Annotated in this window: 16 protein-coding genes and 1 riboswitch; of the genes, 2 read left to right on the top strand and 14 right to left on the bottom strand. The window is 36.1% G+C overall.

Translation table 11 applies throughout. The features are described from left to right. Nucleotides 1–51 precede the first annotated feature (51 nt). Complete coding sequence (locus DEX24_RS09175) at nucleotides 52–771, top strand: tryptophan-rich sensory protein (protein ID WP_146192978.1); 720 nt, start codon at nucleotides 52–54, stop codon at nucleotides 769–771. 51 nt (nucleotides 772–822) lie between these two features. Here the strand turns inward: DEX24_RS09175 and map are convergent, their stop codons facing one another. Together map and thiT are read right to left on the bottom strand one after the other, a co-directional pair. Then, complete coding sequence (gene map / locus DEX24_RS09170) at nucleotides 823–1,575, bottom strand: type I methionyl aminopeptidase (protein WP_109306130.1); 753 nt, start codon at nucleotides 1,573–1,575, stop codon at nucleotides 823–825. Nucleotides 1,576–1,788: 213 nt separating this feature from the next. Then, complete coding sequence (gene thiT / locus DEX24_RS09165) at nucleotides 1,789–2,346, bottom strand: energy-coupled thiamine transporter ThiT (RefSeq protein ID WP_109306129.1); 558 nt, start codon at nucleotides 2,344–2,346, stop codon at nucleotides 1,789–1,791. Nucleotides 2,347–2,443: 97 nt separating this feature from the next. Next, nucleotides 2,444–2,549: riboswitch (TPP riboswitch) on the bottom strand. Nucleotides 2,550–2,938: 389 nt separating this feature from the next. On the opposite strand from thiT, the gene DEX24_RS09160 reads away from it, so the two are divergent. After that, nucleotides 2,939–3,280, top strand: coding sequence for a magnetosome magnetite crystal formation protein family (locus DEX24_RS09160; protein WP_109306128.1), 342 nt, complete (start codon nucleotides 2,939–2,941; stop codon nucleotides 3,278–3,280). Between the two features lie 486 nt (nucleotides 3,281–3,766). Here DEX24_RS09160 and DEX24_RS09155 read toward each other — a convergent pair whose 3' ends face one another. The 12 genes from DEX24_RS09155 to DEX24_RS09100 form a co-directional block, all read right to left on the bottom strand. After that, nucleotides 3,767–4,657: a peptidylprolyl isomerase gene (locus DEX24_RS09155; RefSeq protein ID WP_109306127.1), complete on the bottom strand. Its 891-nt coding sequence runs from the start codon at nucleotides 4,655–4,657 to the stop codon at nucleotides 3,767–3,769. A gap of 532 nt (nucleotides 4,658–5,189) precedes the next feature. Next, nucleotides 5,190–6,596 (bottom strand): HAMP domain-containing sensor histidine kinase, encoded by a 1,407-nt coding sequence (locus DEX24_RS09150; protein WP_109306126.1) that lies wholly within the window; start codon nucleotides 6,594–6,596, stop codon nucleotides 5,190–5,192. Next, nucleotides 6,580–7,260: a response regulator transcription factor gene (locus tag DEX24_RS09145; protein ID WP_109306125.1), complete on the bottom strand. Its 681-nt coding sequence runs from the start codon at nucleotides 7,258–7,260 to the stop codon at nucleotides 6,580–6,582. The genes DEX24_RS09150 and DEX24_RS09145 overlap by 17 nt, the downstream gene beginning before the upstream one ends. Before the next feature lie 73 nt (nucleotides 7,261–7,333). Then, nucleotides 7,334–7,723, bottom strand: coding sequence for a hypothetical protein (locus tag DEX24_RS09140; protein WP_109306124.1), 390 nt, complete (start codon nucleotides 7,721–7,723; stop codon nucleotides 7,334–7,336). Continuing rightward, nucleotides 7,720–7,926 (bottom strand): helix-turn-helix transcriptional regulator, encoded by a 207-nt coding sequence (locus tag DEX24_RS09135; protein WP_109306123.1) that lies wholly within the window; start codon nucleotides 7,924–7,926, stop codon nucleotides 7,720–7,722. The genes DEX24_RS09140 and DEX24_RS09135 overlap by 4 nt, the downstream gene beginning before the upstream one ends. 470 nt (nucleotides 7,927–8,396) lie before the next feature. Beyond that, nucleotides 8,397–9,626, bottom strand: coding sequence for an aminopeptidase (locus DEX24_RS09130; RefSeq protein ID WP_109306122.1), 1,230 nt, complete (start codon nucleotides 9,624–9,626; stop codon nucleotides 8,397–8,399). Between the two features lie 21 nt (nucleotides 9,627–9,647). Next, nucleotides 9,648–10,940, bottom strand: coding sequence for a DEAD/DEAH box helicase (locus tag DEX24_RS09125; protein WP_109306121.1), 1,293 nt, complete (start codon nucleotides 10,938–10,940; stop codon nucleotides 9,648–9,650). A gap of 238 nt (nucleotides 10,941–11,178) precedes the next feature. Further along, nucleotides 11,179–11,904 carry a cysteate racemase gene (gene cuyB / locus DEX24_RS09120; RefSeq protein WP_109306120.1) on the bottom strand — a complete coding sequence of 242 codons (726 nt, stop codon included), beginning with the start codon at nucleotides 11,902–11,904 and terminating at the stop codon, nucleotides 11,179–11,181. Nucleotides 11,905–11,907: 3 nt separating this feature from the next. After that, on the bottom strand, nucleotides 11,908–13,131 hold the full coding sequence (locus DEX24_RS09115) for a carboxylate--amine ligase (RefSeq protein ID WP_186819608.1): 1,224 nt from the start codon (nucleotides 13,129–13,131) through the stop codon (nucleotides 11,908–11,910). A gap of 11 nt (nucleotides 13,132–13,142) precedes the next feature. Beyond that, nucleotides 13,143–14,141: a C39 family peptidase gene (locus DEX24_RS09110; protein WP_109306118.1), complete on the bottom strand. Its 999-nt coding sequence runs from the start codon at nucleotides 14,139–14,141 to the stop codon at nucleotides 13,143–13,145. A gap of 24 nt (nucleotides 14,142–14,165) precedes the next feature. Then, on the bottom strand, nucleotides 14,166–15,992 hold the full coding sequence (asnB, locus tag DEX24_RS09105) for an asparagine synthase (glutamine-hydrolyzing) (RefSeq protein WP_109306117.1): 1,827 nt from the start codon (nucleotides 15,990–15,992) through the stop codon (nucleotides 14,166–14,168). A gap of 104 nt (nucleotides 15,993–16,096) precedes the next feature. Continuing rightward, complete coding sequence (locus DEX24_RS09100) at nucleotides 16,097–16,249, bottom strand: Fur-regulated basic protein FbpA (protein WP_170112898.1); 153 nt, start codon at nucleotides 16,247–16,249, stop codon at nucleotides 16,097–16,099. Nucleotides 16,250–16,477: the final 228 nt, after the last annotated feature.

Here is a 16,477-nt window from a genome sequence, read left to right as displayed (position 1 = left end):
TAACTAGTGTTTTTGAAACAGAACTTATTATGTTAAGAGGAGTAGATGTATTTGGCAAAATTAACAATGATAGCAATCAGCTTTACCATCATGTTGTTTGCTAGCTTATTTGCTAATATCCTTCCTAATAACGGGCATACTTTAAGTGGCATTTCAGATCGATATACAATTTTAGTATTTCCATCTAAATATGTTTATATCATTTTAGTCGTAATCTACATGTCTATTCTATATTGGATTTACAAACAATGGCAAATGGTTCGTAGTAATTCCCTTAAAATTACACAACTACAAGCTATTTCTTTCACACTAAGTATGGTATTCCACATTATTTGGATCTATTACTGGCACCAAGAGAGCTTTATCATCTCTTTAATCGCACTCTTACTTTCTGCTGGTTTTTTAGCTATTATGTATTTAACAATGCCCGTAAGCAATACTTGGCAAAATCGGTTACCCATTTCCCTGCTCTTATCATGGGTGATTGTCACAATTATGCTCAATATTGCTATTATTATTGTCTATTATAGTTGGAGTGGCATGGGCTTAAGTCAACCGCTATGGGCGGTTATTCTGCTAACAGTATTCGTAGCAGTTGCACTCCATCTTCGCTTCCACCACCATGACCCTGCTGTGCCCTTTGTCTTGATCTGGGCATATATTGGTGTAGCATTCCACAATAATTTTGAAGAGTTGCTCGTTACTACGGCTGCACTATTTTTAAGTGGTGTACTCGCAGTTGGAATTATATTTATGCGTAAATCAAACTAATAAATAAAAAGCCTCGAATGATTAAACATTCGAGGCTTTTCTTCGTATCAATTAATCAATTTTAGTCGTTAAAATTGGACCGTTTTTAGTCACAATCACCGTATGCTCCAACTGAGCTACATATGATTTATCAGGTGTTAAGAACGCCCAACCATCTGTACCTTCGATAATGCTTTCAGCTGCTTGAGAAATAAATGGTTCTACTGCAAAAACCATTCCCTCTTTCATCAGTGTCGCATCCCATGCATCATAATAATTCAAGACATATTGTGGCTCTTCATGAAGCGAGTGGCCTACACCATGTCCTGTTAAATTCATAATAACTTTTAAGTGATGATCATGTGCTTCACGCTCTACTGCTTTACCGATTTGATTTAATTTTGAACCCGGTTTAACTTTAAGCATAGCGCGATCAAAAGCAGATTGTGCAACATCACAGAGCTTTTGAAGTTCAGGTCTGTTGACATCTCCAACGATAAACGAAATACCTGTATCTGCATAAAAGCCATCAACATGTCCAGAGACATCGACATTAATCATGTCGCCATCTACTAATGGTGTATCATTTGGAATACCATGAGCTACAACTTCATTGACGCTTATACATGTGTATCCTGGAAAATCATATTCTGCTTTTGGACCTGAAACAGCGCCTTTTTCTTCAAATAATCTACCTGCCAGATCATCTAATTCTTTTGTTGTAACGCCTGGCTTAGTTGCTGCTTTTAAAGCATCTCTAATTTCGCCCATTGCGCGTCCTGCTTTTAATAGTGCATCAATTTCTTCTTGAGTAGTTGCTATCATTATATATACGATCCCTTCTATAACTAAATATCTACAATATACTATATCATATATTTCTCATTCCAACGTAAAAAATCATTTCGCCCTGTTGCATAGCTTTTACAATTCACTGGAGTATATAGCCCAATTTTGTCCTGCTAAAACTATTTTAATAAGAAAAACCTATACGAAAGACTTTTCATATCGTCTTTAATATAGGTTTGATAGCAATCACTATTTTGTGACAAATAATTTTGGTGCCGCTTTAAATAATAAATAAATGACGATTGTCGTCAAAATAATAGCTGGTAGCATATACGAACCATTGTAGACAATGGAATAGACATACACATTTTGTTCGCCTGCATATGCGCTGAAAAAAGCGACGCCGGCAGCAGTATGTGCGATAAATCGTAAAACTCCACCCAATGCCGTACCAACTAAAATCCACATAAGCATCTTACTTGATGATTTTTTAACGGACGCACTAATCACACGCCCTCTTACAACACCAGCTAGACCTACTACGGTAAAGGCTAGGAAGTAATCGATAAAACCTTGTAAGGGAGAAAAAATTGTTGGACCGAAGGCGATTTGTAAAAGACCTACTAAGAAGCCTGTAATCATTCCCTGCAACGTTCCCCAACGTAAAGCCATCAATACTATAGGTAACATTGCTAAGCTTACTGAGCCACCTTGTGGCATTTTAAACAGTACTAAATTATCTAAAAGTACAGCGATAGCTGCAAAAACAGCTATTTCAATCATCATAACTAATCTTTTGTGATTCATCGTCGGATCCTCCCAGATCTGATGTTAGCGCACAATTCCTGTGGTAATCTAGATAAAAAAAACGATATTAAGGACAGAGCCCCTAACATCGTAATATGTCGGTTTCTATCCACATTCCTACGTAAGTATTAACTTACAGGTTCAAAGGGTAAGAATAGTAACTATTCACTCTCAGCCGCTCATCGGCTCCCCTTGTGGTTGTACATCATTATTTTTTTATGGAACAATTCCATTGTAATAGATATGTGTCAGCAATTCAACAACCCTTTTCAACTAGTTACTTCCTTAGCGTAATACTTTTTCTTATACCGCTTTTAGTAACATTGCTTAAAAACAGTCGATTTTGGCACTTAATTACGCATTAAAGAATCACACTTACGAACCGTTCATTACTACTTCCCACATTCCACTCTTTGTTTATCTTTTAGTTTTGTTGTCTATTTACAATAAAATCGTGAGGGCAAGAGCTAGCGTTGACCATGCACAGCTTCTTGTTTTCGCCATCAATTAAAATGAAACTTTTTTTACACTCATCCCGTAGAATTATTAAGCTTTACTCTTTTATTAATCAGAATAGGAGTTGAAATGCTCTATGTCAAACAACCGTATTATTGCTTCATTATGCTATTTTAGTATTTTCTTTGCCGGTATTATTCTTCCATTAATCGTATGGTTGATTGTTCCTGAAAAAGATGTCAAAAAACATGCAAAAGCAGCCTTTTTTTCCCATCTAATTATGTATATACCTATTATCATCGCTGTGATTATCGCCATCTTCGCTTCCTTTGCACAGACTGATGATGTTATGGTAAATTCAAACTATTCAATTAGCGTTATCATTACACTACTTGTTACAGCTGTAGTCGTGGGTATTGTCTTCATTTGGAATATTTATCGCGGCATTAAAGTGTTAACATCTAAGGAGGTTTTATAAATGAAAGCAAAAGATTTAATAAAAACAGCAATTAAACTCGCGCCGATCATTATTCCCATCGTGAAAAAAGTTATTGATTCTAAAAAAGCAACAACACCTAAAAAATAACTAACAGGCTGTACGTTCAAAATTGAACGTACAGCCTGTTATCTTTTCGACGATTTGGGGAACCTGTGCTTTTTTCTATCTATTTTTAGGTATGTTTATCATGATTAAAAGAAATAGCGAAGACTCCTGCCAAAAAACAAGTAGTAAGCAATCCTTTATTTTCACCGTAGGTGAAAATAAATAGTGCGTTACTTGTCGGCGGAAAGCTCTCGCTATTTCTAATTGTCTAAAACATGAATTGTTTTAATACCCCAACATATATAATAGAACCTAAAATATGAATCCATACGTATCGATTGGGGGAGCAAAAAATTCATGATGATCTCATCTTCAAATCAATTAATTGCTGAAAAATATAACTTCTAGTTCAACTAGCTGTTATTGCTCTGTTGACGTCGCTGTTTCTAATGTGTTTTTAACATTATATTTTTTTGTAGTAGCTGTTAGCCAAGTTGCATACTGTTCATTAATTTGTGCATCGATATAGGCTGCTTTAACAGCTGTTTTAACCGCTGCATAAGTTGGTGTTGAGGCAACTTTTTTTCCAGTTACTTTTATAATATGATAACCATATTCAGTTTTAATAGGTTTGCTAATGTCACCTTTTTCCAGAGCAAATGCTTGTGTAGAAAATTCATCTACCATGTCGGATGCTGTGAAATACCCTAGATTTCCACCATCCTGTTTATTAGCTGAGTCAGTAGAATATTTTTTTGCAAGTTTTGCAAAATCTCCACCTTCATCTAGTAATTTCTTCACTTTAGTAGCTGTTGCTTTTTTAGCGACTAGAATATGACTCGCTTTTACTTGCGCCTCTGTTTTGAAAGAATCTTTATTTGTTTCATAATATGCTTTTATTGCTTGATCTGATGTATCTACTGTTTTCGTAATCATTTTTGATGCTTTGACATATGTTTTAATATTCTTTTTCAAATCAGCTAATGTCATATTACTCGACTTCAATGTTTCCTCCAAGGCTTCCTCTCCACCATATTGCGTGGCCATAATCGCAACTTGTGCATCAATTTCTTTAGTGGTTGCAGTCACTTTTTGTTTTGTAGCTTCTTGCTCAATTACTTCGTTTTGTATTAAGGTTGTTGCTGTAGCCGCCCCATACTGTGTATTTAATGCCTGATTTAAAGCTTCTTGCGTAATTTCCACTTTGCCAACTTTTGCTATATAGCTATTCTTTTTTGTAAAAAAATAAATAGCCCCTGCTACTACGATAACGACCGCCAAGGAAATAATAACTGCCACTTTTTTTTTCATCTATTACGCACTCCTCTATCTACTTATTCATTTCACTATACTAGTTCAATACGTCAGCATCATGTCAAAAGAGCCTGAGAAAAACGTATTTTCAACAGAGAAAATCCCGTATGAGTCGTTTTTTGGGCGTTTAATTGATTTGATTATTCGTATGTGAGATAGACTATTTTGTTCTGTCCCAGGCTTTTCATTCTACTATTGAACGATATTATTCTAACAACCTATAACATCGTATTTTAATTTCTTCAGCTAATAGTATTACCTTTGGCTTTGCAACACGAAGGTTTGAATAAGATGGCTCCTTCCGCAACCACTTGATTCCATTACCGATCACGTACGTTTACAATTAATTCTTTTACCTCAAACGGAATCGTTAATTGTTCGACCTATTTTTTCCTAGCTGCTAATACGATTGGCATCGTCATCAAAAGATCAATCTTTTTTCATTGCTTACACGCTACATCAACTAGATGATTAGCTTATTTTAAAATCAAAAAAGCAGACATTTTTTAAAATAATGTCTGCTTTCAAATTACTTATACAATTTCAGTACAAATTCTGTACCTGTTTCGTCACTTTTAACAAGTTGTAAATCACCATTGATTGATTGAGCCATCATTTTACTGAGCGGTAAACCTAAACCTAAACCACGAATCATGTATTTTTTGTCTTCTCCACGATAAAAGCGGTCAAATATAAGCTGTTGTTCTGCTAGAGGAATTCCTGGTCCTTCGTCGCGTACATAAATAGCAATAGCTGTTGATGTACTTTCTAAACGGACATGAATATGCCCTTGATCTTTCATAGCCTGCGCCGCATTTGTAAAGAGATTCGTAAATATTTGTTGGAACCGTACGGGGTCTACGAAGATAGATTCTTCTTGTGATAACGGGCGACAATCAATTTTGACAGCCGCATTCTCTTGCGTAATAGCCCATTGTGCAATCGTATCTTGCATAAATTGATTGATGTCACGTGCTTCTAATTTTATAGGTATGGCGTTTACAGCAAATGAATTAAATGCCAATAAATCACCGACCATCGTTTTCATTTTCTTGGTTTCAATCATAGCCATTTGTACAAATTCTCGTGCTTCATCACCCGCCACAACACCATCTTTTAATGCTTGCAATAAGCCATCAATCGCGGTCACTGGCGTTTTCAATTCATGTGTAACACCTGCTAGTAATTCTGTACGCATCGATTCGAGTTGTTCGAGGCGACCGGCCATTTCTTTAAATGATTGTACAAGATCATGCACCTCTGCTTCTGGACTATCATCTGGTAAATCGAGTGCGTAATTACCTTCTTGTACCATTTTTGCTGCATTAGCAACTTGTTGAATTGGCTTTGTTAGACGACTTGTTAAATAATAAATTGCCCCCAGACCAATTAACGCTAATGCACCGATCAAAATCGCTAGTTGCCCCAATGCTTGATTTGTATGCGTCATATTTTTTTCACTTTCCATAACAACTACCCATCCCAGTTGTTTTTTATCAACTTTGACTTTTTTCTTCACGATATAAAAAGTTTCTTCTATGCCATTCGCTAATTTAATCGTTTGCTTTGTTTCTGAAGAGTTTAATACGTTTTTTTCAATGGCTAGGAGTGGCGGACCCATTTGATTTTTATTGAGAACCTCACCTTTTAAATTCGTAATATACAGTTGTGGTTTTATATCTAATTTTGGTGGATTTGTACCTCCACCAATCATACCTTCTCGTGGTAATTCTCGTGTACCATCATCCACATTTGTGATACGATCTACCATTTGCTCAGCATAAATAGTCATCATTGACATACGATAATCGATTGTCGTATGTCGAATCCACAAAGCTGAAATCAATGCGATAATCGCAAGTCCAATTAGGAGAACAAGTAGATAACGTGTCATCCAATATGTTTTTAGTGATACGCGTTTACGTTTTTTTAACACTTAGTTGATACCCCAATCCGCGCAGTGTTTTAATTTCACCTTCGTCTGATGACCATTTTTCTAAGGCCTTACGTAAACGTTTAACTGCTAGATCTACCGCACGATCACTACCATCATATTCCCATCCCCATACTTGTTCGATGAGTTGATCTCTTGTAAATGTTTGATTTGGATGATCTGCTAAAAATAATAGAACAGATAGGTCTCTTGGCGTTAAAGCAATTTCTTCTTTTCCTACATATACCTCATGCGCTTGGGTATCTATAGTTAGTTGGCCAAAGTTTTTTGTTGGAGCTGATGTAATAGCCGTTCTCCTTAAAACAGCTTTAATGCGAGCCACTACTTCTTCGGCCTCAAAAGGTTTCGAAATATAATCATCTGCACCATTATTCAAACCATCTAGGCGATAATTCACATCACCTAGAGCGGTCAACATAATAACTGGTGTCTTACTGATTTCACGTATTTCTTTAAGTAATTGCCAGCCATTTTGTCCCGGCAACATAACGTCTAATAATATCAAATCAGGTGCAAATTCATCGAAAGCTTGCATGACTTTACTGCCATCAAAAACTTGCTGTGTTTCAAACTGTGCTTTACGTAAATAAACTTTCAACACTTGACTAATTGCAATTTCATCTTCTACAATCAATATTTTCACCATCTAATTTCTCCTGACATTACTTTTTATCCTCACTATACCCTTTTTATATGTCGAATAGATGTTAGCATTTTTATTAGCGATTGGCTTCTTTCACACAAAAAACCATTACTGTAGTTGGTGTTATAGACATCACGCTAATAAGGACAGCTATAAATTGCATTTTCGTCACCTCTACATTTTCCAACAACAAATCAAGCATTAGTAATAGAATTATTACTAATGCGATAGCATAAAAATTATAGGTCATCGCTTTACCAATCAGTTTTTCCGCTCGTTCGTCTCGTGGAAAAAGATGCGGTGATAAATAAGACATCATGAGTGCACTTACACCTAAAAAAACAATCGTCATTCCTTGAGGAAATTCACCAGATGCCAGTGATGAATAACTGCTATAGCTACCCATTGGTATCATAATCAATGCTAAAAATAAATAATTCAGCTGATTTTGATATACTTTTTTCATCGTTCTTCCTCACTTTCATATATAAAAATAGTTTCAATTGAACAATTGAAACCTATAGCGAGCTTAAATGCTAATGAGAGCGACGGATTATATATTCCTTTTTCAAGAGATATGATGGTTTGCCTTGAAACGGCCATTTTACCGGCTAATTCTTCCTGTGTATACCCCTGTTCTTGTCGTAATTTCTTGATATTATTTTCCATACTATTTGCTCATCTCCATTGTAAAAAAATACAATAATAAGTAATATAAGTAAAGTAAACTTTACATATATATATAAATGGTTTGGCATCCATTATGAAATAACATCACACTACATTCTCTAGTCATTTGATTTGAACGAAATACGCCAACCAAAATACACAACTATTTCTTGATACGCCGTATTTAATAAAATTTTTGTACAAACCCCTATGTATAGAATTTGAAGACGTTTGGTTACGGATAAGATTTGGTGAACCTGTGCTTTTTTCTGTCTATTTTTAGATATGCTCATCATGATTAAAAGAAATGGCGAGGACTCCTGCCGAAAAACAAGTAGTAAAGCTTTCGCTATTTCTATTTTTCTAAAACATGAATTGTTTTAATACCCCAATATATATAATAGAACTTATAGAACCAACAAAAAAACAGCATTTCCATAATGAAATGCTGTCTTTTTTTAATTATTCGATTAAAATGCCCAGCTGCCTTTACGGAATAAGGGTTCGACGGTTCCATCTGGTAATATACCATCGATATCCATATCTCCACTGCCGATCATAAAGTCTTCATGTGTGATAGATGTATTGATGCCGTTCATATCCATCTCTTCTTCAGTGAGCTCACTGCCACCCTCGAAGCAAGTTGGGTATGCTGCACCAACTGCGATATGATTTGAAGCATTTTCATCAAATAGCGTGTTGTAATATAAAATATTTGATGCTGAAATCGGTGATTCATGTGGTACAAGCGCAATTTCACCGATGTATTTTGAACCTTCATCTGCTGAAATCATTTCCTGTAATAAATCATGACCAACCCCAGCCTCTGCTTTCACAATAACACCTTTTTCAAATGTTAATTTGAAATCATCGATAATATTACCTTGGAATACAAGCGGTTTGGTATTTGAAACAAAACCTTCCACACCATATTTTGAAGGTAAGGTAAATACTTCTTCTGTAGGCATATTTGCTACAAATTCAGTGTTTTGAGGTGTACGACTAGAGCCGGTTTGCCAAATATGTTTTGCAGGAAGTTCGACAGTTAGGTCTGTGCCTGGTGCTGTGTAATGTAATTTTGCATAACGTTTATCATTTAATAGATCTGCACGCGTGTGCAATGCTACTAAATGCTGTGACCAATTTTCTACTGCGCTACCTTCACCAATACGTACCGTTTTGAAAATAGCATCCCATAATGCTGGTACTTGCTCAGTTTCTGGTAAGTCCGGAAATACTTTTTTTGCCCATGATGCTGATGGAACAGCAATAATTGACCAGGCGATTTTATCGTTCATTACCGCATCGCGATAATTTGCTAATGCCTTACCAGCTGCCTTTTGTTGTGCTGATAATTTACTAACTGATACGCCCGTCAATAGGTCTGGATCTGCCGCATCAATCCATAATAAAGCACCTTGACGTTCAATTAATTCATCGCGTTGTTCCGCGATCCAACGAGGATATTTTTCAAATTCCTCCACATCTGCATGATCAAATAAAGCACGATCAATTTCACCATCTGAAAAGTTTACAGTCACACGAGCAGCACCCGCTTCATATGCCTTTTTAACGACCATGCGCGTAAATTCTACTGTATCTGTTGTCGTATTGATTAATAATGTTTGTCCTTTTTGGACATTAGCGCCTACTTTAACAGCAAGCTCCGCAAATTGTTGTAATTTTTCTTCAAAAGTCATATGAATACCCCTTTTTCATAATTATTTCTTTTTATCACTAAATGTACGTTTACCATATTCTTTTTTTGCTGTGTATTGCTTTTTAGGTGCGCGTTCTTGTGGTTGCGCAACCGGCTTCTTACTCTTAATGAATTTACCAGCAGCTTTCGCTTTTTTACGCAATTCCTCTGGTTTACGAGAGGCATGTGGATACTCACCCTTGCCAGCAGAAAGTACGCCACCTTTATAAATACGTTCTTCTGGTTTTTCTGGTAGACTGCGTGTGAAGCCTTTATAATCTTTTTCCTCAAAAGAAGTAAGTAATGTCAGTACTTCACCATCTTTACCTGCACGACCCGTACGGCCTGAGCGATGTAAATATTGTTCTTCATTATGTGGAACATCCACGTGAATAACATGTGAAAGCCCTGAAATATCGAGTCCACGAGCAGCAACATCTGTTGCAATTAGAATACGGATTTTACCTTTACGGAAAGATTCTAATGCTTGTTTACGTTCTTCTTTTTTCATCTCTGCATGTAAAACTGCAATGGGTGCTTTACGATATTCTAACTTTGTTTCTTTCATTAACAGTTGATCCAAATTATTAACAAATGCCAATGCGCGCATGCCTTCAATATTTGAAAGTTTACGCAGTAGCTCTGTTTTTTCACGAATACTTACTTTCATGAATGAGTGGACCACTTTACCTTGATTCGGCATATCTTCTAAACGGACTTTAAAACGTTTAGGATTATTCATGAAATGCTCAGCAACTTGATCGATTTCGTCAGTGATTGTTGCGGACACCAGTGCAACTTGACGCTCATGATTTGCACCTTCGATGAATGATTTTACCATCACACGATTCTCGCGACCTAACAACTGATCCGCTTCATCTAGGACAATATATTGTAAATCATGTAATTTTAATTTTTTTGTACGCACTAATTCATTTAGACGACCTGGAGTACCCACGACAATAGTTGGTTTCTTTTTCAATTTTTCAATTTGACGGGCAGTATTTGCACCACCAATTAATGGGACTACAGTTACAGGTGTTCCTGCAGTCCAATCGCGAATAACATCTGTAATTTGCATGCATAATTCCTGTGAAGGAGCGACAATTAATGCCTGTGTATTTTTCTTATTACCATTCACTTTTTGGAGTAGTGGTAGAACATACGCTAATGTTTTACCTGTACCTGTTGGTGATTCTGCAATGACATCCAGTCCTTCAAGCATCGCTGGAATTATTTCGTCTTGAATGGGCATCGTTGTGTCAAATTTCCATTTTTTCTGTAAATCTTCATTCAGTAAGTTTAAGAATGTCATAAACTCCACCTTCTTTCTCCGATTAAATTTGCTAGTCTAAGGTTACCCTATATTTAGCTAATGACAAAGCATTTTATTAATATTTTTTCACATAAAAAATCAGACTTCGAAAAATCGCTAAACAATACCGCCTTATGATTGCTTACTTTAGACTTATTATTACTCCATTTCATAAGTCCTCATCGTAAGACATAAAGATGTATGATCGTGATTATCAGCCGTCTGTTTTATTTTAAAATCACTTTACGTATTGCGGTAAATCAATTACTTCATAGCCACAATATTCAATTGCAGTATCGGCTAATGTCATAAGTGCATCGATATAACATGCATCACGTTCTAACCCAAGCTCTTTGTAGACAACCGATAGCTCCGTGCATCCGAGTACTAGATGGTCGCAACCTGCTGCTTTAAAGCTATTCGTTATATGCTGCCATTTCTCAGCTGGTACAGCAATACCTGCTTTTACATAATCATATATTACGGCCATCAGCTCATTTTGGATTTCTTCATTCGGAGCATACGGCTCTAATCCTTCATCAAGCAATGCTGTTTGATACAAATTTGTTGAAAGTGTACCCGTTGTACCGAGAATACCGATTTTTTTCGCGCCAACTGCACGCGACTTTTTAGCTGTCTCACGAATCATATGAAGAATAGGTACAGCTGTATTATCGCTTAGTTCTTCATAAAAATAATGGGCGGTATTGCACGGAATGCATATAACATCCGCACCAGCGCTCACAAGCTTTCCTGCATCCTGTATGATAAAAGGCGCAGGATTTTCTTTCGTGTTATCTAGAATAAAAGCCGTACGATCAGGTATTCTCGTATCATTATCAATGATGAAATGCATATGTTCTTGGTCTTTAGATGCCTTTGTTCTACGGACAATTACTTCACCTAATAGCATCGTTGCTAACGGACCTACACCGCCAATAATACCTAATATTTTTTTATTCATCGATTAAGACAAACCCTTCTTATTAAAGTATTTTTTATACTTACGATAATAATTCAAGCTGTTCAACGTCAATTTAGCCCAACGCTTTGGATTCATATCTTCTTTATAGAATAATGAGTTCGTCACTTTACCTTCTTTAATCAATTTACGTGCTTTCGCTTTTAATTCCGCATTTTGCGCATATTTGAATAATACACCATTCGGAATAATCGTCCATAAATGTTCATTGTCTGCATAGACAAGCTCTTGTTTTTTACCAAGCATATAATCATCTGCTACATATTTCATCAAGTTGTAACCAGCTGCTGTTACATAGTAACTTGAACGACCATTGCGTAAATTAATTTCGAATAGTTTATACGAACCATCGCGTGAATCATATTTCATATCGAAGTTTGCAATGCCTTCAAAACCGATATCTTCGAGGAAGAAGCGTACTTGATCCATAATTTCTGGATCAATCGTCGTAATAATCGCTGCATAACTGCCGATACCTTCTGGTGAATGTTCTTCTAAAATCGGATTACCTAAACACATCAATTTCACTTTACCATCTGTTGCTACATACGCATTCAATACGCGCATATAAGAATCATCACCCGGGATGAATTCTTGGATAATCATCGTATCTTGATAAGATGATGCATAGATTGATTTTAGAATTTCAGTTTTTTCAGCCTCATCATATGCGATGAACACTTTTTTCTTACCAGGGAATGAACACGCCCAATATTGTACAGAGTTTGATGCTTTAATAATAATTGGGTATTGGAATTCCGGTGAAAATTCGCTATAGTTTTCAGCTGTTACAGTATCTGTTTTTGGGTAGCTGAAATTATATTTTTCACACATAGCATAGAAGTTTTCTTTTAACAGAATTTTGTCCATTAATACTTCATCGATGTATGGTACTTTAAAATCTTTTACAAGTTCTTCTTTATTTTTAATAATCAATTCAACATAATCATCGCCACAACCCATTAATAGAAGGTTTTGCCCTTCATATTTTTTAGCTGTTTTCTTCATAATTGCGAGAAAATCCTTTTTCAGTTCAGGCTCCTCAAAGAAATGAAGGATGCTACTATTTTGTGTTGGCGTTAAATGTGCACGGCCTATTACTACTGCTTTAATACCGTATGCTTCATAAAAAGCTCGCGCCATACCGTATGCGTTCATATCTGAACCAATCAATATTGGTAAGAAAGATTGTTCTTCCACTTTCATCATCTGCCTTCAATTTATTTTTCAAGCACGATTGCTTGAGATTTCATGTCTGTAAAACTAGTAAAGAATTTTTTATCATCATGTGCTACATAGCCTTTTAGCGGATCCATTACGATTACTTTGCCGTCTTGGTAACCAGTCATAACAACGACATGCAAATTGCGATACATACGTATTGGTTTTTGTTGTCCATAAATTGTCCAACCTGTTTTCATTTTTGGTGCTGATAAATCTAATGTCACCCACATAATGACGGGGATTCCTTTTTGCACTTTAGCGATGATTTTTTCTTGTGAAGCACCTGTGAGGTTTTTCACTTTTAAGGCTGATTTTTCTGACGCTATATATTTTTTGGCGGCTGCTTCAATAACAGGTGCAAAAGCATACATACCATCATGCTCGTCTGCAGGATCACCCGCGTATTTTTTACTCGGGTCTGGGCCGAGCCACTTCCCATTTGTACGTTTGAATTCCCCTCGAGGTAAATAGCTTGCTGCCATCGTTTCCTTTGATACTTCTCGACCATAAAAATTCAAAACGGCTGTTAGCGCTGTGATTTCACAACCATGAGGAAATGCTGGATTTTGAAGAACGACCGGTATATTCGCACCTTTATGATCTCGTACATAGTACGTTTCTAAAACGATATATGTTGTCGTATCTGCAATTTTTACTAGCTGTGCAACCCCGTCAGCACTACCCGTTCCATCATCATAAATTGAAGATGGGACAAATAAATACTCCTTGTCACTTGTCAGCCGACTAATCGATACTTCACCTTCATCATTTGCTAATTGTTCATCTATAATCTGACCGCTTTCACTATCTTTAATTGTCACTTTCATATCAGGAATAGGGGTGCGACTCCCAAACTCAACAATCAGTATTTTTATTACACGTTCCGATTGCCCATCTTTTGCGGGTAAAATGCTCGCGCAACCACCTAATAGACCTACAAGCACTAAAATGCAAAAGAGGAGCAAAGACAATTTCGCTTTACTACTCTTATACACTGCTATTTATCCCTTCAATTCGGTTTAGCCGAAATATTTTTTATACCAAACTAAGAATACGTAAATAGTCCAAACCTTACGTTGGTTTTTAGCTTTACCTTCATAGTGATCTGTCAATAATTTTACGATTGCTTGTTGATCAAAGAATTTCGCTGCATAATCCGACTCAAACGTTTCTTTAATTTGGTTATAGTATTTTTCTTCTTGCATCCACAGACGAATTGGTACTGGGAAGCCGATTTTTTTACGTTTAGACCATTCCTCTGGTAAGGCACGTTCAGATGCTTTTCGGAAAGCATATTTTGTATTCTCAGGATGGATACGGTAGCGTGAAGGTACTTTAGAAGCTACTTTCATTACTTCACGATCCAAGAATGGTACGCGCAACTCAATTGAGTGAGCCATTGACATTTTATCTGCTTTAAGTAAAATATCGTCCACTAACCAAAGATTTAAATCGAGTAATTGTTTTTTCGTTAAATCATCTTCATTTGGATTTTTACGATAAACAGGCATAACGATTTCCTCAACCGAAGGTGCATCATTAAACGCTGGTTTTAAAATACTTGCTGATTCGTGTTCCTCGAAAATATGGGCTTGACCGATGAATGTTTTTTCAACTGGTAAACCACCCTTCATTAGGAAGTGTTTACCACGAACTTCTGGTAATGCCGATGCTACTGACGCTACTGGGCGACGTAGGAAACTCGGTACTTTTTTATATTTTTTCATAGATGGTGATTCATCATATTCTTCGTAGCCACCAAATAATTCATCAGCGCCTTCACCTGACAATACGACTGTTACATGTTTACGAGCAAGCTCTGCTAGGAAGTAAAGCGGTACGATTGACGGATTTGAATGTGGTTCATCCATCATATATTGGATTTCTTCTATTTTATTGAAACATTCTTCTGGATCTAATACTTCACTAATGTTCTCGATACCTAATTCAGCAGATAATTCTTTAGCATTGTCCACCTCAGAAAATTTCTTCGCTGCAAAACCGACTGAAAAAGTTTTATCTGGTTTTAGAACAGATGCCACATAACTTGAATCAACACCTGAAGATAGGAATGATCCTACTTGAACCGCTTTATCAGAGAATTCATGTGCTTTAATTGATTCGCGAACAGTTGAATCGATTTCTTCTACGATTTCATCCAATGGGCGTTCTTCTGGATTGAATTTTGGTTCCCAATAACGAGTCATTTCGATTTTACCATTTTCATATGTCATATAATGGGCTGCTGGCATTTTGAAAACACCCTTAAAGAATGTTTCATTAAGTACAGGGAATTGGAAAGTTAAGTATGGTTTTAACGCTTTTTCATTTAATTCTTTTTTGAAGTCTGGATGTGGTAAAAAGCTTTTAATTTCAGAACCGAACATTAATGTGCCATTCATCTCAGCATAATAAAGTGGTTTGATACCAAATTGATCACGTGCAGCAAATAGTTTTTTGTTGTTTTTATCCCAGATAACAAATGCAAACATTCCACGTAATTTTTGGACTAATTGTGTACCATATTCTTCATAACCATGGATTAATACTTCACTATCTGTATGTGTAGTAAACACATGCCCCTTCGCTACTAAATCAACACGAATTTCTTCAAAGTTGTAAATTTCACCATTGAAGATTAACACAAGCGAGCGATCTTCATTGTATAACGGTTGGCTACCGTGAGCCACATCGATAATACTTAAACGACGGAAACCAAGTGCTGCCTGCCCATCTGTATACGCGCCAGCTGAATCTGGACCGCGGTGAATAATTTGGTTCATCATATTTTCTAATACTGTATCCGGGTTCGATACTTCTCCTACAAATCCTGTAAATCCACACATAAATTTATATTCTCCTATCTCTTACGTTCATTGTTATATTCAATCTATAATTCTATCACTTTTTCTGTATTTCTTCTCGTTTTTTATTATACTATTTATGAATATTAGCTCTTTTGTTTTTTATACTCCAAAAGTAGCTCACTTAAAGGTACTTGATAAAGTTGCAAATCATTAATTTTATAAATACCTAACTCCATTAAATGGTCAATAACATCTGTTTTTACTGCCTCTTGTTGTTTATAATTATTTTCTGTCATGTTGAGAAACTCCTTCATACTAATAAATACTCAACAAATAAATACCCTCATATTCACTTTATGAAACGAAAATATAGAAGACTTTACCAGTTATCAGCTAGAATATCCTGCCATACACGCTGACTATCTAATAGGACAATCTGTTTTACTTGAGGTTGCACTTTTATTCAATATTTTACTGAGTTCTCTCTACTATTTTATGCTCCAAGCCCTTTCAGTACAACCTTT

The organism is Kurthia sibirica, from assembly GCF_003143975.1.
Classification (GTDB): Bacteria; Bacillota; Bacilli; order Bacillales_A; family Planococcaceae; genus Kurthia; species Kurthia sibirica.
The sequence above is the reverse complement of the archived record's forward strand: the minus strand, read 5'-3'. Positions and strand labels throughout refer to the sequence as shown.